Origin of the sequence: Mesorhizobium sp. M2A.F.Ca.ET.043.05.1.1 (assembly GCF_003952445.1) — a bacterium.
GTDB lineage: Bacteria > Pseudomonadota > Alphaproteobacteria > Rhizobiales > Rhizobiaceae > Mesorhizobium.
Genome location: NZ_CP034446.1, coordinates 3,703,953 through 3,729,206, shown reverse-complemented (window position 1 = coordinate 3,729,206; position 25,254 = coordinate 3,703,953). Strand labels below are relative to the sequence as shown.

The 25,254-nt window shown below is 64.8% G+C and carries 24 protein-coding genes; 12 read left to right on the top strand and 12 right to left on the bottom strand.

Features of this window, described 5'->3' with window-relative positions:
* The first annotated feature begins 60 nt into the window (after positions 1-60).
* Positions 61-735, top strand: coding sequence for a GNAT family N-acetyltransferase (locus tag EJ069_RS18260; protein ID WP_245456166.1), 675 nt, complete (start codon positions 61-63; stop codon positions 733-735).
* 390 nt (positions 736-1,125) lie between these two features.
* The gene (locus EJ069_RS18255) at positions 1,126-1,377 is read left to right on the top strand and encodes a DUF768 domain-containing protein (protein ID WP_126062491.1); all 252 of its coding nucleotides are present in this window, start codon (positions 1,126-1,128) and stop codon (positions 1,375-1,377) included.
* 136 nt (positions 1,378-1,513) lie between these two features.
* Here the strand turns inward: EJ069_RS18255 and EJ069_RS18250 are convergent, their stop codons facing one another.
* Positions 1,514-2,632 (bottom strand): P1 family peptidase, encoded by a 1,119-nt coding sequence (locus EJ069_RS18250; protein WP_126062490.1) that lies wholly within the window; start codon positions 2,630-2,632, stop codon positions 1,514-1,516.
* Positions 2,633-2,639: 7 nt separating this feature from the next.
* On the bottom strand, positions 2,640-4,205 hold the full coding sequence (gene xseA, locus EJ069_RS18245; protein ID WP_126062489.1) for an exodeoxyribonuclease VII large subunit: 1,566 nt from the start codon (positions 4,203-4,205) through the stop codon (positions 2,640-2,642).
* Positions 4,206-4,324: 119 nt separating this feature from the next.
* On the opposite strand from xseA, the gene EJ069_RS18240 reads away from it, so the two are divergent.
* Positions 4,325-6,535, top strand: a complete 2,211-nt coding sequence (locus tag EJ069_RS18240; protein ID WP_126062488.1) for an EAL domain-containing protein — start codon at positions 4,325-4,327, stop codon at positions 6,533-6,535.
* Positions 6,536-6,639: 104 nt separating this feature from the next.
* On the opposite strand, the gene EJ069_RS18235 is transcribed toward EJ069_RS18240, so the two are convergent.
* Complete coding sequence (locus EJ069_RS18235; RefSeq protein WP_042640974.1) at positions 6,640-7,596, bottom strand: LysR substrate-binding domain-containing protein; 957 nt, start codon at positions 7,594-7,596, stop codon at positions 6,640-6,642.
* 237 nt (positions 7,597-7,833) lie between these two features.
* On the opposite strand from EJ069_RS18235, the gene EJ069_RS18230 reads away from it, so the two are divergent.
* Positions 7,834-8,124 carry a DUF1127 domain-containing protein gene (locus EJ069_RS18230; RefSeq protein WP_126062487.1) on the top strand — a complete coding sequence of 97 codons (291 nt, stop codon included), beginning with the start codon at positions 7,834-7,836 and terminating at the stop codon, positions 8,122-8,124.
* 232 nt (positions 8,125-8,356) lie between these two features.
* Here the strand turns inward: EJ069_RS18230 and EJ069_RS18225 are convergent, their stop codons facing one another.
* The 5 genes from EJ069_RS18225 to EJ069_RS18205 form a co-directional block, all read right to left on the bottom strand.
* Positions 8,357-8,707, bottom strand: a complete 351-nt coding sequence (locus tag EJ069_RS18225; RefSeq protein WP_126062486.1) for a hypothetical protein — start codon at positions 8,705-8,707, stop codon at positions 8,357-8,359.
* Positions 8,708-8,844: 137 nt separating this feature from the next.
* Positions 8,845-9,861, bottom strand: a complete 1,017-nt coding sequence (locus EJ069_RS18220; RefSeq protein WP_126062485.1) for a DUF937 domain-containing protein — start codon at positions 9,859-9,861, stop codon at positions 8,845-8,847.
* Positions 9,862-9,963: 102 nt separating this feature from the next.
* Entirely contained in the window at positions 9,964-11,337 is a 1,374-nt protein-coding gene (locus EJ069_RS18215; protein WP_126062484.1) for a glutamate--cysteine ligase, read from the bottom strand.
* 205 nt (positions 11,338-11,542) lie between these two features.
* Positions 11,543-12,277, bottom strand: a complete 735-nt coding sequence (locus EJ069_RS18210) for a 16S rRNA (uracil(1498)-N(3))-methyltransferase (RefSeq protein ID WP_126062483.1) — start codon at positions 12,275-12,277, stop codon at positions 11,543-11,545.
* A 133-nt stretch (positions 12,278-12,410) separates the two neighbouring features.
* Positions 12,411-13,058 carry a hypothetical protein gene (locus tag EJ069_RS18205; protein ID WP_126062482.1) on the bottom strand — a complete coding sequence of 216 codons (648 nt, stop codon included), beginning with the start codon at positions 13,056-13,058 and terminating at the stop codon, positions 12,411-12,413.
* 87 nt (positions 13,059-13,145) lie between these two features.
* Between EJ069_RS18205 and EJ069_RS18200 the strand changes: the two genes are divergently transcribed.
* Positions 13,146-13,844 carry a type 1 glutamine amidotransferase gene (locus tag EJ069_RS18200; protein ID WP_126064786.1) on the top strand — a complete coding sequence of 233 codons (699 nt, stop codon included), beginning with the start codon at positions 13,146-13,148 and terminating at the stop codon, positions 13,842-13,844.
* Positions 13,845-14,176: 332 nt separating this feature from the next.
* The gene (locus EJ069_RS33780) at positions 14,177-14,308 is read left to right on the top strand and encodes a hypothetical protein (RefSeq protein ID WP_263498119.1); all 132 of its coding nucleotides are present in this window, start codon (positions 14,177-14,179) and stop codon (positions 14,306-14,308) included.
* 42 nt (positions 14,309-14,350) lie between these two features.
* Here the strand turns inward: EJ069_RS33780 and EJ069_RS18190 are convergent, their stop codons facing one another.
* From EJ069_RS18190 to EJ069_RS18180, 3 genes are all read right to left on the bottom strand, one after another.
* Positions 14,351-15,118 carry a metallophosphoesterase gene (locus EJ069_RS18190; RefSeq protein WP_126064785.1) on the bottom strand — a complete coding sequence of 256 codons (768 nt, stop codon included), beginning with the start codon at positions 15,116-15,118 and terminating at the stop codon, positions 14,351-14,353.
* 210 nt (positions 15,119-15,328) lie between these two features.
* A complete protein-coding gene (locus EJ069_RS18185; protein WP_126062481.1) occupies positions 15,329-16,465 on the bottom strand; it encodes an alpha-hydroxy acid oxidase in 1,137 nt (378 codons plus the stop codon).
* Between the two features lie 24 nt (positions 16,466-16,489).
* Complete coding sequence (locus EJ069_RS18180; protein WP_126062480.1) at positions 16,490-17,293, bottom strand: FCD domain-containing protein; 804 nt, start codon at positions 17,291-17,293, stop codon at positions 16,490-16,492.
* Positions 17,294-17,500: 207 nt separating this feature from the next.
* Between EJ069_RS18180 and EJ069_RS18175 the strand changes: the two genes are divergently transcribed.
* From EJ069_RS18175 to glcF, 6 genes are all read left to right on the top strand, one after another.
* Entirely contained in the window at positions 17,501-18,823 is a 1,323-nt protein-coding gene (locus tag EJ069_RS18175) for a DUF3422 family protein (protein WP_126062479.1), read from the top strand.
* A 287-nt stretch (positions 18,824-19,110) separates the two neighbouring features.
* Positions 19,111-20,607, top strand: coding sequence for an FAD-linked oxidase C-terminal domain-containing protein (locus tag EJ069_RS18170; RefSeq protein WP_126062478.1), 1,497 nt, complete (start codon positions 19,111-19,113; stop codon positions 20,605-20,607).
* Between the two features lie 47 nt (positions 20,608-20,654).
* Positions 20,655-21,119 (top strand): DUF559 domain-containing protein, encoded by a 465-nt coding sequence (locus EJ069_RS18165; RefSeq protein WP_245456164.1) that lies wholly within the window; start codon positions 20,655-20,657, stop codon positions 21,117-21,119.
* 214 nt (positions 21,120-21,333) lie between these two features.
* A complete protein-coding gene (locus tag EJ069_RS18160; RefSeq protein WP_126062476.1) occupies positions 21,334-22,602 on the top strand; it encodes an FAD-binding protein in 1,269 nt (422 codons plus the stop codon).
* Positions 22,599-22,988: a DUF4870 domain-containing protein gene (locus EJ069_RS18155; protein WP_126062475.1), complete on the top strand. Its 390-nt coding sequence runs from the start codon at positions 22,599-22,601 to the stop codon at positions 22,986-22,988. Before EJ069_RS18160 ends, EJ069_RS18155 begins: the two co-directional genes overlap by 4 nt.
* A 10-nt stretch (positions 22,989-22,998) precedes the next feature.
* The gene (glcF, locus tag EJ069_RS18150) at positions 22,999-24,324 is read left to right on the top strand and encodes a glycolate oxidase subunit GlcF (protein WP_126062474.1); all 1,326 of its coding nucleotides are present in this window, start codon (positions 22,999-23,001) and stop codon (positions 24,322-24,324) included.
* A gap of 6 nt (positions 24,325-24,330) precedes the next feature.
* Here the strand turns inward: glcF and EJ069_RS18145 are convergent, their stop codons facing one another.
* Entirely contained in the window at positions 24,331-25,251 is a 921-nt protein-coding gene (locus tag EJ069_RS18145) for a bifunctional 5,10-methylenetetrahydrofolate dehydrogenase/5,10-methenyltetrahydrofolate cyclohydrolase (RefSeq protein ID WP_126062473.1), read from the bottom strand.
* Positions 25,252-25,254: the final 3 nt, after the last annotated feature.

Sequence of the window (25,254 nt, the reverse complement as noted above, 5' to 3'; positions counted from 1 at the left end):
GGGTCGAACATGCCTTCTATGCAGCCAGTCCGAGTTCCGAAGCTAACGACGCCGAGGCTCGTGCTTCGGGCGCCGAGCGAACAGGATATCCCGGCATGGTTTGCGCGCGCGACGGATATTGAATCCGCCTCCCTGGCCGGCGATCCCGTTCCCGATGACATAGGAGCGGGCGAGCGATGGCTCGCCCGCTCGCGTCAGCGGTTTGCTGACGGCGAGGCGATCCAGTGGTGCATAGACCAAGCAGGAGTATCGGACGCGATCGGGACGGTAACCCTGTCCTTCAGCGAAGCCGATGCGAAGTCAGCCGCATTGGGATTTGTGCTCGCGCGCGCGTACTGGGGCCGCGGGCTGGGCAGCGAAGCGGTGCGCGAAGTCCTCCGCTTCGCCTTTGAAACCCTGGAGCTTGCGCAGGTAACGGCCGAGGCGGCGGCGCGCAATCTCGCGTCGCTGCGGATGTTGACGAAGTTCGGCTTCAGGCATGTCGAGAGCTTCGTTGACCCGTCCGACGACGAACCCTGTCAGCGTTTGTCCTCGACGCAGGAATTGGATTGCGATTGTTGGCTGGCGGGGAGGCACCCTAACGCTGATCACCCATTCTTGGAAGAGCGTCGCGCCACCTATTGCAGCGAGCACCAGCTCGCCCTGGATGCGTTGCTGGCGCGCGACTCCGAAGCCGCCAGCGATGCCATGCCGACGCATCTGAGGACCATCGAGCGCAACCTTCTGGGGAGGTAGCCGCGCGGATGACGGAGCCCCGAGTCGACATTGCAAGAGGATGTCACTATATAGCGCCTGCTCCGGCTCGGGCCGGGGCAGCGTTGACCGGGAAGCTGCGATACGGTTTGTGATGCAAATGCGCTGTCGAAGTTAGAAAAAGGCAAGCAAAAACAACGAAGACGACCTTCTGTCGATCCCGGCCCACCATTCCATCATTCTCAATGATCTGAACGTGCACCTCGAACCCTTCCATTCCTGCGGCTCTGCGTCTCATGGCCAAGATGTCTTGTCTCATGGCCAAGATGTCTTGCCGGTAGGGGACGACTCGGTTCGAATGGGGCATGCATCCTTTGCAGGGTGCGGACGTTCATGGCTACCAACCGGCTTTGCCGCCAGGGAAGAAGCAGTATGAGTGAACATGCGATCGAGTTCTTGCGCGGATGGATTGGCGAGAAAGTCCAATGCCAGCATTCGCCGATCCAGATCGAGCAGGCCGAGACTCTCGCCAAGGAGTGCTGCGCCAAAGCCGCCGAGGCAGGCATTCTCCTCGAGGACATCCAGGAAGAGGTCGGCGACATCCAGGAACTGATCGCGTCGCGCCTCGAGGAAGCCGCCGAAGAGGGCAACAGCGAAGCCAAGCCCGACACGCCGGCGGAGTGAAAATGCCCGCGCCGGCGCGGGGCAGGCGGCATCGTTTAGAGCAATTCCAGGAAAAGCGTGAGCGGTTTTCCGTCCGGAATTGCGTAAAAACAAGGAGATAGAGTGGTTCGCCGTTTCCGTGAAACGGTGAAACACTCTAGCCGAACTTCTCCTTTAGCCAGCCCTTCGGCAGCGCCGGCACGAAATTGCCGTCGCGTCCCGTCATGTCCTCATTGGCGGTGAGCGCGTTGAGGATCGCCTCCTCGACGCTTTGCACGACCGCGTCGAAGAACGGATCGATGTCGACGTCGGGGATGAACTCCGCCAGTCCGATGCGCCCTGAAGCGCCAAGCGCCGCCCCCGGATTGGCGGTCGAGAACGCCAGAAAGATATCGCCTGAACTGTGGTAGCCATAGCCGCCGGTCATGGCGATGCCGAGCGGCACGCGCCGGGCGAGCCGCTTCATCTGATGCGGCAGGAACGGCGCGTCGGTGGCGACCACGGCGATGATCGAACCCTTTTCGGCGCGCGCCGTCGCCTCGCGGATCGCCGGGTCGACAAGCGCCTGCCCGATGCGCCGGCCGCGAATGGTGAAATTGTGCCTCTTGCCGAAATTCGACTGCACGAAGACACCCACCGTGTAGCGCCTGTCCTGCCACGCGACGATGCGCGAGGCGGTGCCGGATCCGGCCTTGAAGCCGAAGGTGATCATGCCGGTGCCGCCGCCGACGCTGCCTTCCTCGATGCCGCCGCCGCCGGCGCTGTCGAGCGCGGCGACGACATGCTCCACACTCACATGATGGCCGTTGATGTCGTTGAGGAAGCCGTCATAGGTCTCGGCCGCCACAGGCAGGCCCCAGCCTGTGTCGAGCGCGGCCGGCAGCACCTTGTGCATCCAGCGCAGCGTGGCGTCGCGGGTGACGCCGCAGGAATGCGTGTTGGTGATGGTGACCGGGAAGTTGAAGGCGCCGGTCTCCTCGATGATATGCGTGCCCGTCAGCTCGCCATTTCCATTCTGGCTGAACACGCCGGCGAAAACCGGCGTTGCGAGTTCCTGAACCGGCCTCGGCAGGATCGCGGTGACGCCGGTGCGCACCGGTCCGTTGCCGACACGCAACGGACCGTCGCCGGAAATCAGCGTCGTGTAGCCCACCGACACGCCTGGAACGTCGGTGATGGCGTTGAAACGGCCTGGCGTGCCATCGAGCTCGATGCCGAAGGAGCGCAGGCGCGGCTTGCCGGAAGGCGTGCGAAGATGCGGGTCGTGGCTGCTCATCCAAACCTCAGAACAACGAGCCCTGATTGCCCGGCTCCCTGGCCTTAGCGGACGGCTTCGCGGCCAGCTTCGGCCGCGCGCCGCCGCTGGTGGCGATGGCCTCGGCAGTGCCATCGGCGAATTCAAGCTGCAGCGCCGCGCCCGGCGCCAGCTCCGCGACCCGCTTGATGACGGCGCCCTCGGCGTCCTTGACCAGCGCGAAGCCGCGCGCCAGCACGGCCTTGTGCGACAGCGTCGACAAAAGTCGGTCGGCCTGGGTCAGCGCCGCGCGCAGCCGGTCGAGCCGCCGCGCCAGCGCCTGGTCCTGCCGTCGCGACAGTCCGGCCAATGTGTCGGCCTGCAGCTTCTGCCGCCGCACGATCGGCGCCGGCGACAGGCGCGTCGAATTGCGCTGGAAGCGCTGGCGCCGCTCGCGCACGATGGCGAAGAACGCCGCCCGCGCTCGCGCGATATCCCGACCGGTCAGCGTGCGCGCCTCGTTGAGGCGTCGCGACAGGGTCGCCGGCGTCAGCCTTTGCCGCTCAAGCGTCGCCCGCTTGCGCTCGATATTCACCGTCAGCCCGCGGCCGAGGCGGCTGGTCGCATCGTCGAAACGGCGGCGCGGCAGCGCCAGCAACTGGTCGGGCGAGGGGAGCGCGCGCGCCGCCGCGCGCACCGCCTGGCGTTTACGCTCCAGATGCCGCGAAGCACAGGCATTGAGCCGAGCGCCAAGGCTGGCCAAGGTGGCCTCCAGGTCCGCCCTGACCGGCACGGCGATCTCGGCCGCGCCCGTCGGCGTTGGCGCGCGCCTATCGGCGACGAAGTCGATCAGGGTCGTATCGGTCTCGTGCCCGACGGCCGAGATCACCGGGATGGCCGACGACGCGACGGCACGTGCCAGCCCTTCGTCGTTGAAGCCCCAGAGGTCTTCGAGGCTGCCGCCGCCGCGCGCCACGATCAAAACGTCGGGCTGGCGGATGGGTCCGTCCCAAGTCTGCGCGTTGAAGCCGTTGACGGCCGCGGTGACTTCCTTGGCCGCCGTCTCGCCTTGGACCCGCACCGGCCAGACCAGCACATGGAGCGGAAACCGGTCCTTGATGCGATGGATGATGTCGCGGATCACCGAGCCCGTCGGCGAGGTGACGACGCCGATGACCTTGGGCATGAAGGGCAGCCGCCGCTTGCGGCCGGCGTCGAACAGGCCTTCGGCCTGCAGCCGGCGCTTGCGCTCTTCGAGCAGCGCCATCAGCGCGCCGGCGCCCGCCGGCTCCAGATTGTCGATGACGATCTGGTAGTTGGATTTGCCCGGATAGGTCGTCAGCCGGCCGCTGGCGATCACCTCCATGCCTTCCTCGGGGCGGAATTTCAGCCGCGCCATGGTGGTCTTCCAGACCACGGCATCGATCCGCGCCCGGTCATCCTTCAAGGCAAAGTAAGCATGGCCGGACGAATGCGGGCCGCGATAGCCGGAAATCTCGCCGCGCACCCGCACATTGCCGAAGGCGTCCTCGACAGTGCGCTTCAGCGCGCCGGAAATCTCGCTCACCGTGTATTCGGTGGCGTTGCTGCGTGATTCGGTTGCTGTTTCACTCATTTGGCGATTGGGGAACGCTTATCGGCCCGCGTCAAGCACGGAGAAAACCTGCTAATATTATAACGTGATTTTAAGCCCGATTTGATTTGACAGGCGGCAGGAGAGCCGGCCCGGAACGCATGAGCGCACGCCACGACAGCAGCCCGTTGACGCACCAGGTCACGTTGACCGTGCTGACGCTTGCCGCTCTCACGTTGGCGATTGTCGTCGGCTTCGGCTTCTACGCCGCCAATCAAGCCGACGAGGCTTCACTCGAACGGCAGAAGATTTTCATCGCCGATGGGCTGAACGACCAGATTGCCACGGTTCAGCGCGAGCAGGAAAGCGTGACGGTCTGGGATGACTCGGTAACCAATGTGAGGGCGGGCAATCAGGCCTGGATCGAGGAAAACCTCAGCACCTGGATGTACAGCTACTACGGCCACAACCGGGTCTACATCCTCGACGCCGCCAACCATGCGATCCACGCCATGCGGGAAGGCAAGGTCGTCGCGGCGTCGGCTTTCGGCGAGGACGAGCCGGAATTGCGGCCGACCGTCGACAAGCTGCGCCGCATGTTGGCTGAACCGCCGAAGGCCGACGCCTCCGGCCAGCCGGCCAAGATGGTCGCGCAGGATCTTGTCTCGCTCCAGGGGAAGCCCGCGATCCTGAGTGTCATGCCGCTGGTGCCGAGCACGGATCGCGTCAGCCAGGCGCCTGGCACGGAATATGTGCATATCTCGGTCGAGTTCATCAACGATGCCGTCATCGGCAAGATCGCGGCCAAATACCTGCTCGATGGCGCGCGCCTGGTGCCGTTGTCCGAGCCTGTTGGCCCGGCCGCCGTGCCGCTGGTCGATTCGCGTGGCGTCATCCTCGGTTATATCGGCTGGGACCAGTTGCGGCCCGGCCTCACCTTGGTGCGCAAGACCGCTCCGGCCTTGGCGATCGCGCTGCTCGTGGCGGGCGGCGTTCTGGTGTTCCTGCTGCGCCGATTGCGCCGCGCCTCGACCGCGCTGCAGACCAGCCAGGACCAGGCGCAATATCTCGCCTTCCACGACACGCTCACCGGCCTGCCCAACCGGGCGCTGTTCGAGGACCGATTGCGGCGCATGCTGCTCTTCGCCGGCCAGGACGGAACGCGCGTGGCGCTGCTTTACCTCGATCTCGATCGCTTCAAGCATATCAACGACACGCTCGGCCATCCGGTCGGCGACGAGCTCGTGCGCCAGACGGCGGCGCGGCTCAAGCATACGATCCGCGAAGCCGATACCGTCGCGCGGCTCGGCGGCGACGAGTTCGCTGTCATCCTGCTCGACATTCCCGACGCCGCAAGCGCCGAAGATATCGCCGAAAGGCTGCTTATGAAGCTGCGTGAGCCGTTCAGGCTCATTGGCGACCAGGTCTTCGTCGGTGCAAGCATCGGCATCGCGCTCTCGTCCGGGTCTGATGCGGATGCCGACGACCTGCTGCGCAAGGCCGACATCGCGCTCTACGAGGCCAAGAAGAACGGTCGCGACCGCTACGAGGTGTTCGCCGGCGACATGGATGATCTCTTGTTGCGCAAGCGCAAGGTCGAGTCGGAACTCCGCAAGGCGCTGGAGGGCGAGGGCGGCATAAAGCTCGCCTATCAGCCGGTTTTCGCGGCCGACGGCCGCCGGATTCTCGGGGCCGAAGCGCTGATCCGCTGGGGGCATGAGGTGCACGGCGCCTTGCCCGCGGCGCAGTTCATCGCGATTGCCGAGGAGCGCGGCCTCATCGGCGAGCTCGGCAAATGGACGCTAAGCGAAGCCTGCCGCTTTGCCGCCGGGACCGAACTTCCCTGGATCGCCGTCAACATCTCGCCGATGCAACTGCGCGATGCCGGCTTTGCCGAACAGATCGCCGGCATCCTGAAGGAAACCGGGCTCGACCCATCCCGCCTGCAGCTCGAGACCACCGAGAGCGTTCTGCTCGAGCACAATGACACGATCGGCGCCGTGATCGCCGCGCTGCGCCAGTCCGGCGTGCGCATCGTGCTCGACGATTTCGGCACCGGCTACTCTTCCCTCAGCTATCTGCGCCGCCAGGCGATCGACAAGCTGAAGATCGACCGTTCCTTCGTGCGTCTGCTCGACGAGGACGAGAGCGCCCGCGCGATCGCCAAGACGCTGATCGAGCTGGCGCTGGCCCTGAAGGTCGAGGTGACTGCCGAAGGCGTCGAAACCGACGCGCAGAAGGCCTTGCTGGTTGGCATGGGTTGTCTCCAGATGCAGGGCTATCTGCTGTCGCCGCCGTTGGAGCCGGGTCAGTTGCTTGCGATGCCGGGTGTTTGGTCAGCCGGCCCGGAGCGTTCCGTTGCTCGGGCCTAGAGCAGTTCGTCGTTTCACGGAAACGGCGAACCGCTCTATCTCTTTGTCTGGACGCAATTCCAGACGGAAAACCGCTTCACACTTTTCCTGGAATTGCTCCCGCCTTACCAGCCAGGCATGATCTGGTTGGCCTTGACCCGCTTCATCTTGGCAAAGGCGAGCGCCGCGAAGTCGAAGCTTCCCGCCTCTTCGCTCACCGGCACGGAAATGTTGTCGAGGCTTTCGGCGATGTGACGGGCCAAGGCGTCGACGATCTCCGGCTGTGAGGTCTGGCCGCGCATGATGCCGATGCGGCAGTCCGGCAACTGGCCGAAGCCGTCAGCCTCGCCGAGCACGCGCATGCCGGGCCTGAGCGCGCATTCCGGCAGCACCGAGACCGCCAGGCCGGAGAGCACGGCCGCGGTGATGACGGTGGCCGAGAAGCTGGAGAACAGCACGCGATAGTCGCGGTTCTGCCGGTCGAGCACGTCGACAGCCGCACGCCGCCAGATGCAGTTCGGCCGGCCGAACGCCATCGGCAGGGTTTCCTGTTCATGCGTGGCGTGGTTGGCCGAGGTGACCCACAAGAGCGGCTCGCGACGCACCACTTCCGACTGGCCGCGCGTGTCGTTATGCGTGACCAGCGCGAGGTCGAGATTGCCGCGCTTGATATGTTCGACCAGCCCCGGCGTCGGCTCGCAGACGACCGTCAGCTCGACACGCGGATTGGAGCGCGAGAAGCGCGCCATGATCTCGGGCAGGAAGCGGTCGGCGTAGTCGTCAGGCGTGCCGATGCGGATCGTGCCTTCGAGGCGCTGGTCGTCGAAGGCGGCCAAGGTCTCGCGGTTGAGGTAGATCAGCCGCCGCGCATAGGAAAGCAGCCGGTCGCCCTCCTCGGTCAGCTTGTTGGTGCGGCCGTCCTTTTCGAACAGCGGCTTGCCGATCCGCTCCTCCAGCCGCCGCATCTGCATCGACACCGCCGACTGCGTCCGGTGCACCTCCTCGGCCGCGCGGGTGAAGCTGCCAGTGTCGGCGATCGAGATGAAGGTTTGCAACTGATCGAGGTCAAGCGGCGCTTTCATCGGTCCAACCCATCATTGATGTTGATGCTAGAGATTAAAAACATTCGTTGGATTAATCAATCGCGCGATGGCAAATTGTCATTGTCCACATGAGAACAGTGCATGTCGCCCAGAAGTGGTTCCCGGTTCTGGGGACAACGACATGCATCACATCAATGAATGGAACCGGACCGGCGCTTCTCCCAAGGCGCCGATTGGCTGGTTTCGTCCGCTCGACTCCTGGAAGGAGAGACTGAAATGACCACGATTGAATTCGCCTCCGAGACCCCGCGCATCACCACGCGTCCGGCCGTTGCGACGCTTGTGGTCAATGCCATCGCCAACAGCTACCGCGCCTGGAAAAACCGCCGCGCCTTCTATCGCCTTGGCGAGATGTCGGACGCCGAGCTTGCCGATATCGGCCTGACCCGCGCCGACCTTCACGTTGCCGTCGCCGTGCCCTTCGGCCGCGATCCGACGGCGAAGCTGCGCGTGATCGCCAGCGAGCGCGCCGACACGATCGAGGACCTTGCTCGTCAGGTAGGCTGAAGGGCGGCGTTTCCTTGGATTTCCCGTCGCGCTGAACCTTTTCACGGCTCGGCGCGACCAAGCTTCATGCAGGCTCCCACACTCCCTGCCGGTTCCCCGCCGGCCAGCCTGCACATTGCCCGGTTCTCCTCCAGGACCGGGCATTTTTTATGGGCTCCGACTCATGACGGAAGCGTTGGTTGCCGCCAGATGCATCTGGTGAAACCAGCAAAGCCGTTTAGGGACGAAGGCTCTAATCTGGCGCCATTTGGCAATCGGGGCCGACCCACTTACCCGTTGTAATATCCAACTCGGCATCCATGTTTGCGGCGCTGCACACGGGATAACGATCATCACCCTGTCGGGCCTTGCTGCGGCTTCTGTATTGATTGACAAGGGTATCATGGTCGGGCTGCTGCGAGCCTCCCTGCCGCAGTGAAAGCTGCATCATGCAATTGGCGAAAGCATCCGTACCTTGTTCAAAACCCAAGCCAACGCATTGCGCCTCGTTCTTCGAGCTTTGGCCAGCGTTTCCGTTGCTTGTTGTGCAGCCCATCAGCGATGCGGCAAACATCAGTAGCAACATAGAGGACGAAGGGCGCATCCCGCTTTTCCTTGTGATCCAGAATACTCGGTAGTGAAATTGTGGTCGAAAGCCCCTGCAGGCAGTCGCGGCGAGGATTGCGGCGCATCTGCTTGGGTCTCTTGCTCGCGGAACGTCGCTCCGGCGGCGTTCAGGATTCACCGCCGGTCCATATCGCGCTTGAACTGGTCGAAGATCGTCTCCACGCCCTTCTGATATTCGTCGCGCTGCTGCGCGCCGGTCTCGAACATCTTGCCGAATATGTCGTCGAACGGGTTTCGCGGACGGCCGCTCGGGTTGGTCTGCGGCTGTTGCGGCGCACTCTGCTGCGGTTGGCGCTGTTGCGGCTGCTGCGCCGGCTGCCCGCCGGGCGCGCCAAAGCCGCCTCCGCCCTGGCGCAGCATCTCCTCGAAGATCTTGCCGAGCGGATTGTCGCCGTAGGGGCTTTGTGTCTGCTGCGGCTGGCTTTGCGGCTGCGCGCCGCCGCCGAACATGTCCTGCAGCACCTTGCCAAGCGGGTTTTCGCCGTAGGGATTGGGCGCTTGCTGTGTCTGGCTTTGCGGCTGTGCCGCGCCGCCGCCGAACATGTCCTGGAGCACCTTGCCGAACGGATTCTCGCCGTAGGGATTGGGCGCCGGCGCCTGCCGCGTTTGCGGCGCCGGCGCGAGGCCGCCCTGCCGCATCATCTGCTCGATGATCTCGCCGAGCGGATTGCCGCTGCCGCCGAAGGCCTGCATCTGCCCCCCGGTCAACTGATTGTTGGTCTGCTTGAACAGCCCGCCCATCATCATCGAGGCCATGGCCGGCAGCATCTGCTGCAACACCTGCTGGCTGAGCCCCGTCGCCTGGGCGGCCTGGTTCGCCACGGCGCGCGACAGCTCCTTCGAGCCGAACAGATGGCCGAGAATGCCGTTGCCCTCATCGATGCCTTGCGGCGAAAAGGCTCTTGTCGCGTCCTCGAAATATTTGGCGTGCTGCCCACTTGCCATCGCCGTCATGAAGGCGCCCATCCCGTAGGGATCGGCGGTGTTGCGCTGGAGCCCCTGTGAGAAGGCGGGCAGCAGCGCCTGGACCGCAGCCTGCGTCTGCTGCATCGAAAGCCCATATTGCTGGGCTAGCGCCTGCATGCCGGCGCCATTCTGGGCTTGGGCAAAAATGTCGAACAGGGAAGGCATGGGGGTCTCCTCCGGCAGTGTTCTCGCGGGAAAAGACTAGTTCGTTTCGATCACTGATTGAAGCGGCTTTTACCAACCAACCGCGTAGCGAGTAGCGGACGGTTAATAGGCATACTCCATGAACACCGGCTCGATCGAGCCGCCCCAGCGCGTGTGGTAGGCCGACAGCATCTCCTCAGCGCTGGTCGTGCCACGCGACACGACCTCGTCCAGCGTGTTGAGGAACGACGTCTCGTCGTAACCGTCGCGGTTCTTCTTGGCCCGATTCTTCAGGCCCATGCGCGAGACGGCGAGCACGTCGCGGGCCACGTCGCGCAAGGTGGCGTTGCGGAACGGCGCCGCGATGCCAAGCTCCGGCACGGCATTGCGCATCGCCAGCGCTTCCTGATAGGTCCAGCTTGCGGTCAGCGCCTCGACGGCGTCCAGCGCCTGCTCGTCATAGAGCAGCCCGACCCAGAAGGCGGGCAGGGCGCAGATGCGACGCCACGGGCCGCCATCGGCGCCGCGCATTTCGAGGAAACGCTTCAGCCGCACGTCGGGGAACAGGGTCGAGAGATGGTTCGCCCAGTCGCCCATCTCCGGCAGGCCGTCGGCGATTTCATTGCGCGCCGCACCCGCCATGAACTGGCGGAAGGTGTAGCGCGTCATGTCGTGATACTGGCCGTCGCGGATGACGAAGTACATCGGCACGTCGAGCGCCCATTCGACATAGTCGGCAAAGCCGAAATCGGGCGCGAAGCAGAATTCGAGCATGCCGGAGCGCTGGTTGTCGGTGTCGCGCCAGATGTCGCCGCGCCAGCTCTGCAGCCCGTTCGGCCGGCTCTCGGTGAAGGGCGAGTTGGCAAACAGCGCCGTCGACAGCGGCTGCAGCTTCAGGGACACCTGCATCTTGCGGCGCATGTCGGTCTCGCTCTCGAAGTCGAGGTTAACCTGGATCGTGCAGGTGCGGTACATCATGTCGAGGCCCTTGGTGCCGACCTTCGGCATGTAGCGCGTCATGATCTCGTAGCGCGACTTCGGCATTTTCGGCGTGTCGGCCAGCGACCATTTCGGGCTGCCGCCAAGGCCGAGGAAGCGGATGCCGAGCGGCTCGGCGATCTCGCGCACCTGCGCCAGATGCGCGTTGCCTTCGCGGCAGGTCTGGTGGATCGATTCCAGCGGCGCGCCGGAAAGCTCGAACTGGCCGCCCGGCTCCAACGAGATCGCGCCCTGGCCGGTCGGCTCGACAAGGCCGATGATACGGCCGTCATCGATGATCGGGTCCCAGCCGAGCTTTTGCTGCATGCCTTCAAGGATGGCGCGGATGCCGCGCTCGCCGCCATAGGGCACCGGCGCGTGGCCGTCGACATAGAAGGGGAATTTCTCGTGCTCGGTGCCGATGCGCCATTTGTCGCGCGGCTTGTTGCCGGCGGCCAGATAGCCGACCAGTTCGTCGATGCCTTCGATGGGCTGGGTATCGGTCGTATCGCGCGCCATGAGGCCCCTCCGAGCGCTTTGCCCCGGAAATCGGCATCGACTTCCGCCAGGCGTCCTGCACAGTTCCTAAGTGTTACAGCGCCCTTCGCGCGTCGAAAAGCATGCGCGGTGCTGCAGAGGCCGGACGGCCGCCGGCGCTAGATGGACGAAATGCCGGCAGCCGATCAAGCAAAAAATCCTGAGCCAGGCCTCAAAGGGATTTGATTTACCAGTCGCCGATCGTCGCCTGGATGGCGGCAAGCGCCGCCACCGCCGCCGTGTCGGCGCGCAGGATCCGCGGCCCGAGCGGGATGGCGGTGACGAAAGGCAAGGCCCTCAGCATCTTGCGCTCGTCCTCGGAAAATCCGCCCTCCGGGCCGACCAGAAGCGCAAGTTTCTTCTCGCTTACCGCCTGCAGGGCCGGCAGCGGATTGTTGGTCGAGGCATCTTCGTCGCAGAAGATCAGCCGCCGCTCCCTGTCCCAATTGGCGAGCAGCCTCTCCAGCTTCTCCGCTTCACGCACCTCCGGCACCGCGAGGATGCCGCATTGCTCGGCCGCCTCGACGACATTGGCGCGCAGCCGCTCGATGCCGGGCTTCGCCACCTGCGTGTGCTGGGTGATGACCGGCTGCAATGTGCCGGCGCCCATCTCCACGGCCTTCTGCACCAGATAGTCGAGCCGTCCCTGCTTGAGCGGCGCGAAGCAATAGACGAGATCTGGCAGCGGCGGCTGAGGCCGCTGCAGCTCCAGCACTTTCAACCGGACAGCCTTCTTGGATCTAGCGGCGATCGCAGCCGACCATTCGCCGTCGCGGCCGTTGAAAAGCAGCACCTCGGCGCCTTCGCCGAGCCGCAGCACATGGGCGAGATAATGGCTCTGCTGCTGTCCGGCATCGAATTCGAGGCCGGGTCCGAGATCGTCCGGCACGAACAGCCGCTGCATTTTGTAGTTGGCGCGCATGGCCAAGCAGGTTCCGCAAAAGTGTCCCCGCGGTTTTGCGATCAGAACCTGCGAAAAACAAGGGAATCTAGGCAGATATTTGCGGGCCATCCCGCGAATATCTGCCGACCAATGGGCGAGGCGATGGATATCGTCAAGTGTCGGCGGTCGGATGCCACACCGGCGCATAGCCTTGCCGCAGCACCGCGATGGTGGTTGCCGGCGTCAGCAGGCGCAGCGACCGGCCGGTAAAGCGATCGAAGCCGGTTGGATCGGCGTAACCCGCGAAGGACCATTCAAGTGCCTTGCCGGAACGCAGCGCGTAGGCGGTGTCGCCGTCCGCGATCATCGCTCCATCAGGCAAGCCGCCAAGCTCCGGCACGGTTACGGGAGGCGGCCGTCCGCCCGAAGCCAGCCGTTCCCGGTGCAGCTGTTTGTCGACCATCGGCGCGCGCGGCTCTGCGATGCCGAAGGCCTCGCCGAAGCGGGCGACGAAATCGGTCGCCCGTTCGCGCCGGCAGAAGAAACAGGGCCGGTGGCCGGCGGCCAATGCCGTCACCTCGTCGAGGAAGAACAGTTCGGTCCAGCCGGCCTTCCCACCGGGCCGGTTACGGCCCATCGGCTCGCGCCGCACGTTGCGGAACTCGCACACGCAGATGATCCAGGCCGGCAAGGCCCAGCGCTTCCTCAGCAGAGTCCTGGTCTCCGGATCATGGATGATGCCGCGATTGCCGGTGAACAGGCCGCGTTCCGGCACCGCATGGATGGTGCCGAAGGGATCGACCCGGTTCTGCAGTGGCATAGCTTTCTCTCCCGCCGCGCATCTTGGCTGAAACACGGGCCGCATGATATCGCTCGCCCCAGTCTTTTCATGTCAGCAGGATTCTCGATGCGCGTGCTGGTGGTCCAGAACTACGACAATACCGGCCTCGGCCAGGTCGGCGCCGCTCTGGCCGAAGCGGGCGCCGATGTCGACCTGCGGCGCCCATACCAGGGCGATCCGCTGCCGCAGGACGCGGGCGAGCATGATGCGATGGTCGTGCTGGGCGGCGGGCAGAATGCGCTGGCAGACGAGGACTATCCCTATTTCCCGGCGCTGCTTGAGCTGACACGCGATTTCGCCGATAAGGACCGCTCGGTGCTCGGCATCTGCCTCGGCAGTCAGCTCCTTGCCCGCGCGTTTGGTGGCGACAACCATATCGGCAGCGCCACCGAGTTCGGCTGGCACAAGGTCTCGCTGACGCCGGCGGCGAAGTCGGATCCGGTGCTGGCGGCGCTGCCCGAGCAATTCCCGATCTTCGAATGGCACGACGACACCTTTGCGCTGCCTGAGAATGCCGTGCGGCTTGCGGGCAGCGCGGTCGCCGAGAACCAGGCCTTCCGCCTCGGCCGCGCCGTCTACGGGTTCCAGTTCCATTTCGAGGCGGACACGCCGATGGTGCGCGACTGGAGCACCTCCTTCGCGGCAACCATCGCCGAGCGCCATCCCGACTGGAACGACCGGCTCGACGACGAGTTGGCCGGTAACGGCCCCGAAGCCGATGCCGCTGGCCTGGCGATCGCCCGCGCCTGGGTGGCTACCATCTAAGGTACGTTGATATTCAGGTGAGGCCGGCCTGACCTGCATCTCGACACATCCGCGCGGACGCAGCGTGGCATAATTGGCACGCCTCAGCGCCTGCGCCTGGGGATAACGCTCTTCTTTCTTGGTTTGTGTCCGGCCGCTCCCTTAAGAGGGCGCGCTCTGTATCGCCGGTGCAACTGCCATGAACCTTTTGTGTGATCCAGCCGACACACCGGCGAAACAGAATCTGCTTAGAAGCGCGAAATCGTCGAAACATTGAGACGCATTTTATCGTTTCAACGCATTGGTAACCGCCTCGTGCCCAGATGCAGAAAGCTTAACCAGAGATGACGTCCGTGAAAGCAGCTCTCCTGTCTTTTGTCATGCTGTCTGCCATCGTGCTCTGCGGCTTGGGCATTTATGCCGCCGACGCAGCGACCAACCACCGGGCCGTCGACGGCTACGGCGTGACGGCCTCGCTCGACTGAGCCCAATCAAAAATCGGAAGCACGCCCGCGCTGGGATCGCGCTTAGAGCGCTTTGCCTTTGACGTCGATAATCTGCTTGTCGCCGCCATTGACGGCGAGCGCGCTCAGCGTCCCCGATTTCCAGGCGAGCGTGTCGACATTGACGCGGTTGGCCTTCACCTCGGCTTCCGGGACTGGCGTGTGCCCGTGCACGATCACCTTTGAAAAAAGCTCCTGGTGATCGTGGAAGGCGTCGCGGATCCAGATCAGGTCCTGCTGGTTCTGATGGTCGAGCGGCACGTCCGGCCTTATCCCGGCATGGCAGAAGAAGAAGTCTCCGAAACTGACCGAAAACGTCAGCGACTGCAGGAAATCGACATGGCTGCGCGGCACCGCTTTCACCAGCGCAGCGTGTCCTCGCGCGATGGCTTCCGCCTTGCCGTACCAATGGGCGTCACGGACAAGGTCCACGCCATAGGACTGCGCGGTCTGCACGCCGCCATAGTTCATGAACAGGCCGTCCGGCTCGGCATCGGCCAGGAATTCGAGCATGCCGATATCGTGGTTGCCGGCGAGCATGATGTTGCGCGGATCGCGCTTGCGCGCCTCGATCAGGAAGTCGATGACGCTCCTTGAATCCGGACCGCGGTCGACATAGTCGCCGAGATGGATGATGCGCCAGTCGGACGCGTGCGCATATACCAGTTCGCTCTCGATGCGCCGGTGCATGGCGGCGAGCAGGTTAAGGCGCCCATGCACATCGCCGATGGCATAGAGCCGCACGCCGTCGGGCCCGCGCGCGTCGAGATAGTGAATGCCGGTTCCGGTCAAGGTGAACATCTTCCCGAGGCACAGTTGGAGCGAAGCCTAGTGCCGATCGATGAACAACGCCCTAGCGACGCAACCGATCCCTGCGATCTTGGCGCTGATGCGTCCTAAAAAGCATGTCTCCCGAAAGTGGGAACCGGTTTCGGGACAAAGACATGCGCAAGATCAAAAACCTAAAGCGCAGGGAGCGAATCTGAAAGATCGCGACGCGCTTTAGCGCCGGAGCTGGTCCTTGCCCATGTCGGCGACGAGGCGCTTGCCGCACAGCGCCATCGTGACATCCATTTCCTTGCGGATGATTTCGAGCGCTTTGGTGACGCCGTCCTTGCCCATCGCGCCGAGGCCATAGAGGAAGGGCCTACCGATATAGGTGCCCTTGGCGCCCAGGCAGAGCGCCTTGAGCACATCCTGGCCGGAGCGGATGCCGCCGTCCATATGGACTTCGATCCTGTCGCCGACCGCATCGGCGATCTCTTCCAGCACCGAGATCGAGGAGGGAGCGCCGTCGAGCTGCCGCCCCCCATGATTGGAGACGACGATCGCATCGGCGCCGGTCTCGGCCGCCATCAGCGCGTCTTCCTTGTCGAGGATGCCCTTCAGGATCAGCTTGCCGCCCCAGCGTTCCTTGATCCAGGCGACGTCCTTCCACGACAGGTGCGGATCGAACTGCTCATTCGTCCAGGACGACAGCGAAGACACGTCGCCCACGCCCTTGGCGTGGCCGACGATGTTGCGGAAGGTGCGGCGCTTGGTACCTGCGATGCCCAGGCACCAGCGCGGCTTCAGCGCAAGGTCGATGATGTTGGCAAGCGTCATCTTGGGCGGCGCCGAAAGCCCGTTGCGCACGTCCTTGTGGCGCTGTCCCAGGATCTGCAGGTCGAGCGTCAGCACCAGCGCCGAACACTTTGCCGCCTTGGCGCGGTCGATGAGGTTGAGCACGAAATCCTTGTCGCGCAGCACATAGAGCTGGAACCAGAACGGCTTCTTGGTCACCGAGGCGACATCCTCGATCGAGCAGATGCTCATGGTCGATAGCGTGAACGGAACGCCGAACGCTTCCGCCGCCTGCGCCGCCAGCATCTCGCCGTCGGCATGCTGCATGCCGGTCAATCCGGTCGGCGCCAGCGCCACCGGCATCGCCACCTTCTGGCCGATCATGGTCGATTCCAGCGAGCGGTTGCTCATGTCGACCAGCACGCGCTGGCGGAACTTGATCTTGCCGAAATCCTCTTCGTTGGCGCGGTAGGTGCTCTCCGTCCAGGCGCCGGAATCGGCATAGTCGAAGAACATCTTCGGCACCCTGCGGCGCGCCAGGTCCTTGAGATCGGCGATGGTGAGGATTTCGCTCATGATGGGTCCCCGCTAAATCTGTGCTTAAGAGCGTTTGCGTGTGGGTTCGATATCGCCGGCGTCGGAGCGCTGTCTCAGCCTCAGCCGGGAGACGCGCTGCCAGTCGCCGCTGCGCTCGGCTTCCGCCATCGAGCGCTCGACATAGGTGATGTGGTCCATCGCGGCCTTGCGCGCCGCGATCGGATCGCCGGCCTTGATCGCGGTGTGGATCGCGCGGTGCTGCTGGAGCAGCGCCTCGCGCGCCCCGGGCACGCCGAACACCAGAAGCCGGTTCTGGAACACGCCTTCCGACAGCAGCCGATAGCAGGAGCGCAGCGTGTGCAGCAGGATGATGTTGTGCGCGCATTCGCACACCGCATGATGGAACTCGACGTCGATCTCCGCCTCGTCGTCGAAGTCGCCGGTCCGGTGCGCCTCCTCCATGCGCGCCATGATGCGGTCGAGCAGCTTAAAATCCTCCGGCGTCGCCCGCCGCGCCGCATATTCGGCCGCCACCGCCTCGATCTCGCGCCGGTACTCCAGATAGTCGGTCACCGCCTTGCGGTGCGTGGAGATGAGGTCCGTCACCGGCTTGGTGAAGAGCTGGCCGATGACGTCGGCGACATGCGTGCCGCCGCCGGGGCGCGTCGTCAGCAGCCCGCGTCCCTCCAGCGCCTTCAGCGCATCGCGCAGGATCGGCCGCGACACGTCGAACTGGCGCGCCAGCTCGCGCTCGCCGGGCAGCCGGTCGCCGGTGCGCAGCACGCCTTCGAGGATCAGGCTCTCGATCTGCTGCACCACCTCGTCGGCGGTGCGGGAATGCTCGATCCTGGAGAAAATGTCGCTCAACGGAGACGCCTGGAGATGGAACGGATGTCGCCCAGATTAAAGCGTCTGTCGCCAACTGGTCAAATTATTTATCCAATTCGCCCGATGCGGTCGGATCGCCTGCCGCGCGCCGCCATCGCCGGATGCTAATATTTGCTGTTTACGCGTCTCGCCGATTGCCGCAAGACGACCGGGTTGCACGAAGGGTCGAAAACAGGGGGACCAGCCGTGTCCGACGAGATGTCCAGTCTCGAATTCCAGCCGCGCGCCCAAGGCAGCGTCATGGGTTTTCCGGCGCATGAGGGGCGGCCCGGCGCGATCGGCGAGGTTCATGCCCGTCCACATCCGCTGATCGAAAAGCCGCGCGTGCTGATCCAGCTTTCCTTCATGACCGAGGCCGGCGCCGCGGTCGACCATGCCGTGCTCTCGGAGCTTTCGCGGCGGCTGGGAATCGCCGCGCCTGAGCGCAACGCGCGTCACCATGCCATGAAATGGGGCAAGGGCTCGCTGCGTTGGGAGCGGCATACGGAATTCTCGACCTATCTGTGGGAGGGGCCGCTGGCCGAGAACGGCCGGGGGCAGGAAGATTCACCCTTCGGCAACGGCTTCTCGCCCCCAGGCACGGTGATTTCCGGCATCCGCCTCGAAATCCGCAAATGGACGCAGGCGAGCGAAAGGCTGATCGCCGGCTTCGATCCGACCAGCCTTTGCTATTCGCTGGTCGAGCGGGGCGCCGCCGCCATCATCACCGATTTCCGCCAGGACGGCGACGGCCTGACCCGAATGCTGGTTCTCGACCGCGGCCTGACGCCGGCCAGCACCGGCGCCTTGTCGCAGCGGCTGATCGACATCGAGACCTATCGCACGCTGGCCATGCTCGGCCTGCCGCTGGCATTGACGCTGTCCAGCCGTGCCCGCCGCATCGAGGACCGCCTGGCGCAGACCACGCTGGAAATGAAGGCGGTCGAAACCCGTGACAACCAGACGCTGCTGGCCGACCTCACCGAGCTCGCCGCCGAGCTCGAGGCGGACGCCGCGTCCAGCCTCTACCGTTTCGGCGCCAGCCGCGCCTATGACGGCATCGTCACCGAAAGGCTGGAGGCGCTGGATGAAGAGCCGGTGCAGGGTTTCGACACCTGGGCGGGCTTCCTGTTGCGGCGCATGGCGCCGGCCATGCGCACCTGCCGCTCGGTCGAGGAGCGCCAGGCCAACCTGTCGCGAAAACTTACCCGCGCCACCACGCTGCTGCGCACCTGGGTCGATGTCGATGTCGAGAAGCAGAACCGTGACCTGCTGGCGTCGATGAACAACCGAGCCCGGCTGCAGCTGCGCCTGCAGCAGACGGTCGAAGGCCTGTCCGTGGCCGCCGTATCATACTACGTCGTCGGCCTCATCGGCTATGTCGCCAAGGGCGCCTCGATCTTCGGTCACGTCTTCGCGCCAGAAGTCGTCACCGCCGCCTCCGTCCCCGTTGCCATCCTGCTGGTCTGGTGGGGTGTGCGCCGGGTGCGCAAGATGCATTCAGAGCCGGCGAAGCATCCGGGCGAGTAATCTTCCCCCGTGAGGGGGAGATGTCGCCTAAGGCGACAGAGGGGGTCGCCGCGCGTGGAGCGCCGGCGCCTTCCTGCTACGACAGAAGACGTCGGCGATCTACGTTAGACGACCCCCTCTGACCGCTTCGCGGCCATCTCCCCCTCAAGGGGGAGATTCGAGCGCCAGCGGCAGATTGCCGCTGCGGAAGCTCGGCGTTACGCTCGCCGCCATATGTGACCAAAGCAGCGTTTGCAACAAAACCGTCAAGCTGGTAAAAGATTTTGACCAGTCAAGCGGGATGACCGATGTCCGGCCTAGCCATGCCCAAGCCAGATGCCGAAACGCTGCGCCGCCGCGCCGAGATCGTCGCCGACATGCGCATCATCGTGCCGGGCGAGGGCGTCGTCGACGCGGCCAATGAAATGCGCGCCTTCGAAAGCGACGGCCTGACCGCCTACCGGCAGTTGCCGCTGGTCGTCGTGCTGCCGGAAACGGTGGCTCAGGTCTCGCGGGTGCTCAAATACTGCAACGAGCGCAACATCCGCGTCGTGCCGCGGGGCTCCGGCACTTCGCTGTCCGGCGGCGCGCTGCCGCTGGAAGATGCGGTGCTGCTGGTGATGAGCCGCTTCAACCGCATCCTTCAAATCGACTACCCCAACCGCATCGTGGTCGCCCAGCCGGGCGTCACCAATCTCGGCATCACCACCGCCGTCGAGCAGGAGGGCTTCTACTATGCCCCCGATCCATCCTCCCAGATCGCCTGCTCGATCGGCGGCAATGTCGCGGAAAATTCCGGCGGCGTGCACTGCCTGAAATACGGGCTTACCGCCAACAATGTGCTGGGCATCGAGATGGTGCTGATGAATGGCGAGGTGGTGCGCCTCGGCGGCAGTCATCTCGACCAGGAGGGCTACGACCTGCTCGGCGTCATGACCGGCTCCGAGGGCCTGCTCGGCGTCGTCACCGAGGTCACGGTGCGGATCCTGAAGAAGCCGGAGACGGCGCGCGCGCTGCTGATCGGCTTCCCGACCAGCGAAGAGGGCGGCCAATGCGTCGCCGACATCATTGGCGCAGGCATCATCCCGGGCGGCATGGAGATGATGGACCGCCCGGCGATCCACGCTGCGGAAGATTTCGTCCACGCCGGCTATCCGCTCGACGTCGAGGCGCTGCTCATCGTCGAGCTCGACGGGCCGAGTGTGGAGGTCGACCATTTGATCGGCCTCGTCGAGGCGATCGCCTACAGAAACGGCTCCACCACTTGCCGCATCTCGCAATCGGAGCAGGAGCGGCTGAGTTTCTGGGCCGGCCGCAAGGCGGCTTTCCCGGCGGTCGGCCGCATCTCGCCCGACTATTACTGCATGGACGGCACCATCCCGCGCAAGGAGCTGCCGCGCGTGCTCGCCGGCATGCGTGATCTCTCCGAGAAATACGGCCTCGGCGTCGCCAATGTCTTCCACGCCGGCGACGGCAATCTGCACCCGCTGATCCTCTACGACGCCAATGTGCCGGGCGAGCTCGACAAGGCCGAAAGCTTCGGCGCCGACATTTTGCGGCTTTGCGTCGAGGTTGGCGGCGTGCTGACCGGCGAGCACGGCGTCGGCGTCGAGAAGCGCGACCTGATGCCGGAAATGTTCAACCAGGTCGATCTCGACCAGCAAATGCGCGTCAAATGCGCCTTCGACCCCAACCACCTGCTCAATCCGGGAAAAGTGTTTCCGCAACTGCGCCGCTGCGCGGAGCTGGGAAGGATGCATGTGCATCGCGGGCAGGTGGCTTTTCCGGACATTCCGAGGTTTTGATGGGGGTGTGGGACAGAAGTTCCTCGCCCCCGCAAAGCGGGGGAGAGGTGGCTCGGGCGAAGCCCGAGACGGAGAGGGGAACGCCCTCTCCGCCAAGCCGCCGCTCGCCAGAAAAAATTGCTCGTGCCCGCGAGCTTCGCCACGGTGACAATCAAGCGGAAGCGACCCTCTGGAACGAGCTGAAGGCGAAGAAACTGGGCGGCTACAAATTCGTTCGCCAGATGCCCATCGGCCCGTATTTCGGGGATTTCGCCTGCAGGAGCAAAAAACTGATCGTGGAGCTGGATGGCAGCCAGCATGCGGACAGTCCATATGACAGGCGACGCGACGAATTCATGCGTGGTGAAGGCTTTTCGGTTTTGCGGTTCTGGAATTTTGATGTTTTGAAGAACACGAGGAGTGTTTGCGAGACGATACTTGCCGCACTTGAAGGGCGGCTTGCTGAAGATGTGGCTGCTGCCGACCTCAGGTTTGTATTTGCGGCCAAGAAGATCGGAGACAGCGCTCTATGATGGCTCCCTCTCCGTCTCGGGCTTCGCCCGAGCCACCTCTCCCCCGCTTTGCGGGGGCGAGGAACCCAAACTTTTCAAGGTCGCGAGGTCGGCGGTTGGCGTTTCCTCGCCCCCATGAAATGGGGGAGAGGTGTCCGCGTAGCGGACGGAGAGGGGGCAGCGCTGCCGTATGCGATTGCCCCGGCCTTGCGAGGGCGAGGAACCAGGCCAAGCCATGACCACCTTCACCCCTTCTACACCGGCCGAAACCCTCTCCACGATCCAATGGGCGGCAGCCGAAGAGACACCGCTCGAGCTCCTCGGCCATGGTTCCAAGCGCGGCATCGGCCGTCCGCTGCAGACCGAGCATACGCTCGACCTGTCCAAGCTCACCGGCGTCACCCTCTATGAGCCCGCCGAACTGGTGCTGTCGGCCAAGGCCGGCACGCCGCTCGCCGAGATCGAACAACTGCTTGCGGAAAACGGCCAGCAATTCGCCTTCGAGCCGATGGATTACGGCCCGCTGCTCGGCGGCGAGCCGGGCCAAGGGGGCAAGAGCGGAACCATCGGTGGCGTGCTGGCCTCGAACCTGTCCGGCCCGCGCCGCCTTAAGGCCGGAGCCGCGCGCGACCATATCCTTGGCGTCGCTGCCGTCTCCGGCCGTGGCGAGGCCTTCAAGTCGGGCGGGCGCGTCGTCAAGAACGTCACCGGCTACGATCTCTCCAAGCTGATGGCGAACAGTTGGGGCACGCTGGCCGTGCTCACCGATGTCACATTCAAGGTGCTGCCAGCGGCTGAGACGGAAGTGACTTTGGCCATCCGCGGCCTGCTCGACGAGGCAGCGGTCGCCGCCATGGCGCTGGCGCTGGGGTCCAGCGCCGAAGTGTCGAGCGCGGCGCATCTGCCGGAGCGCATCGCGGCCCGTGTCGCCGGCGGCAAGCACGGCAGCGACGCGGCGACGCTGCTGCGCGTCGAGGGGTTTGGCCCCTCGGTCGTCTATCGCGTCGAGGCGCTGCGCAAGCTGCTCGGCAAGGCCGGGCCGCTGGAAGAGATCGCCGGCGAGGCGTCGAAGACGATCTGGCGCGACATCCGAGACTGCCGGCCCTTCGCCGATGGTGGCACGCGGCCGGTCTGGCGCGTCTCGATGGCGCCGTCCGAAGCGCATCACATGGTGATGGCGCTGCGCATGCAGGCGGCGGTCGACGCGTTCTACGACTGGCAGGGCGGCCTGGTATGGCTGTCGATGCGCGAGGACGATCCGGAGGCCGATCTGTTGCGCGGCTTGATCCGCAAGCATGGCGGCGGCCATGCGACGCTGGTGCGGGCGTCCGCTCCGCATCGCGCCGCTCTGCCGGTGTTCGAGCCGCAGCCGCCGCATCTGGCGGCGCTCTCGGCGCGGCTCAAGGTCGAGTTCGATCCGAAGAATATCCTCAACCCCGGCCGCATGGCGCCGGGCTCCGGCTCTGCTACTCTCGCCCGATCAACACAGGGAGCAGCATCATGAGCAGTACCGACCCAGGACCGAGCAGCGCGCCACGCCAGACCGATCGCTGGCTGGAGCCGGGCCAGACCAACGCGCTGGTCATCTATATTCTCTACCTCGCCAGCTTTGTCATCGGCATCACCGGCATTGTCGGCATCGTGCTTGCCTACATCAACCGCGGCAAGGCCGGCGGCTTCGTCGAAAGCCACTATACGTTCCTGATCAGGACGTTCTGGATCGGCCTTCTCTACGCGCTGATCTCGGTGGTCCTGATGATGCTTGTGATCGGCTTCGTGCTGATGTTGGCCGTCGCCGTCTGGTTTATCGCCCGCTGCATTCTGGGCATCCAGGCGCTGCAGCGCGGCGAGGCCGTCAAGAACCCGCAAAGCTGGCTTCTTGGACAGTAAGGATTTTTGCGTGCAGACCAATTTCTCCCTTGCCCAGCTTGCCGACCCGCATGTCGCGGAATCGGAAAAGATCCTGCGCAAATGCGTGCATTGCGGCTTCTGCACCGCCACCTGCCCGACCTATGTGACGCTTGGCAACGAGCTGGATTCGCCGCGCGGCCGCATCTACCTCATCAAGGACATGCTGGAGAACGGTCGCCCGGCGGACAAGGAGATCGTCACCCATATCGACCGGTGTCTGTCCTGCCTTGCCTGCATGACGACGTGTCCGTCGGGCGTGAACTACATGCATCTGGTCGACCACACCCGCGCCCATATCGAGCAGACCTACAGGCGGCCGCTGCTCGACCGGCTGACGCGCGCAGTGCTGGCCTTCGTGTTGCCTTATCCCAGCCGCTTCCGCGCCGCGCTGAAACTGGCCGGCCTCGGCCGGCCTTTCATCGGCCTGTTCGAAAAACTGCCGGGCCTGAAGCCGGTCGCCGCCATGCTGAAGCTCGCGCCGTCCGCGATCCCACCGGCATCGCCGATGGCGAAACCAGGCACGCATGCCGGGCATGGCACAAAGCGCGGCCGCGTCGCGATCCTCACCGGTTGCGCGCAATCGGTGCTCGATCCAGCCATCAACGACACCACCATCTCACTGCTGACCAGGCTGGGCGTCGAGGTCGTGGTGCCCGAAGGCGAGGGCTGCTGCGGCGCGCTCGTCCATCACATGGGCCGCGAGGATCAGGCTCTTGCCTCGGCCAGACGGAATGTCGACGCCTGGACGCGCGCGATCGACCAAGGCGGGCTCGATGCCATCATCATCACCGCGTCAGGCTGTGGCACCACGATCAAGGATTACGGCTTCATGCTGCGCCTCGATCCGGCCTATGCGCAAAAGGCGGCGCGGGTATCGTCGCTGGCCAAGGACATCACCGAATATCTCGCCGCGCTCGACCTCCCCGAGCCGGTGCGCAAACCGGGCACTGTCGTCGCCTATCACTCCGCCTGCTCGATGCAGCATGGCCAGAAGATCACACGCCAGCCGAAGGAGTTGCTCGCCAAGGCCGGCTTCGTCGTGCGCGAGCCGCGCGAAGGGCATTTGTGCTGCGGCTCGGCCGGCACCTACAACATCCTACAGCCGGAGATTTCAGCCAAGCTACGCGACCGCAAGGTGCGGAATATCGAGGCGACCGGCGCCGAAATTGTCGCCACCGGCAATATCGGCTGCATCACGCAAATCGCGTCCGCCGCCAAGCTGCCCGTGGTGCACACGATCAAGCTGCTCGACTGGGCCTATGGCGGTCCGAAGCCGGAAGGTGTCTCCGAGGTAGCGATGGTCGCCGCCGAATAGTCGAAGCTACTCCGCCGCGAGCTGGTCCGCCACGCCGTAGGTCGCGCGATAAAGCGCGCGCTGGCGGTTGAGCGCCACCATGGTGTTGCGCAGCAGGATCGCGACCGTGAGCGGGCCGACGCCGCCCGGCACCGGCGTGATCCAGGACGCCACTTCCTTGACGCTGTCGGTGTCGACGTCGCCGACGATGCGGGTTTCACCGTCGGGCCCCACCTCGGAATTGATGCCGATGTCGATGACGCAGGCCCCCGGCTTCACCATGTCGGCCTTGATCAGCCGCGGCTTGCCGACAGCGACGAACAGCGCGTCGGCGCGCCGTGCATGCGCCGCCACCGAGCGCGTCATGTGGTGGCACACGGTCACGGTTGCGCCTTCGCTCATCAGCAGGAAGGCGATCGGCTTGCCGACGATCTCGGAATGGCCGACGACGACCACTTCGAGCCCCTTGAGATCAAGGCCGGTCTCCTTCAGCAGTTCGACCGAGGCGGCCGCCGTGCAGGGCGCCAGATCGAGCTGGTTGTAGACGATGTTGCCGATCGAGGCCGGGTGCATGCCTTCGACATCTTTCAGCGGATGCACCGCGCCCTGCAGCGTCTTGATCGGGATATGCGCCGGCACTGGCCGCTGGATGATGATGCCGGTGACGCGCGGGTCGGCGTTGAGGCCGTGGATCGCCGCTTCCAGTTCGCCGGCGGTGATGTCGGCGGCGAAGCGCCGTTCCTCGAAGCCGATGCCGGCAAGGGCTGCCTTGGCGCGCTGGTTGCGCACATAGACATCGACCGCTTCGGTATCGCCGACGGTGATCGAGACCAGCTTCGGCGGAAAGCCCTCGGACGCCGCGATCGCGGCGTCTTCGCGCACCGACGCGATGATGCGCTGGGCAACCGGGCCGCCTTTCAGATAGCGGCTGTCGTCGGTCCGGGTCATGGC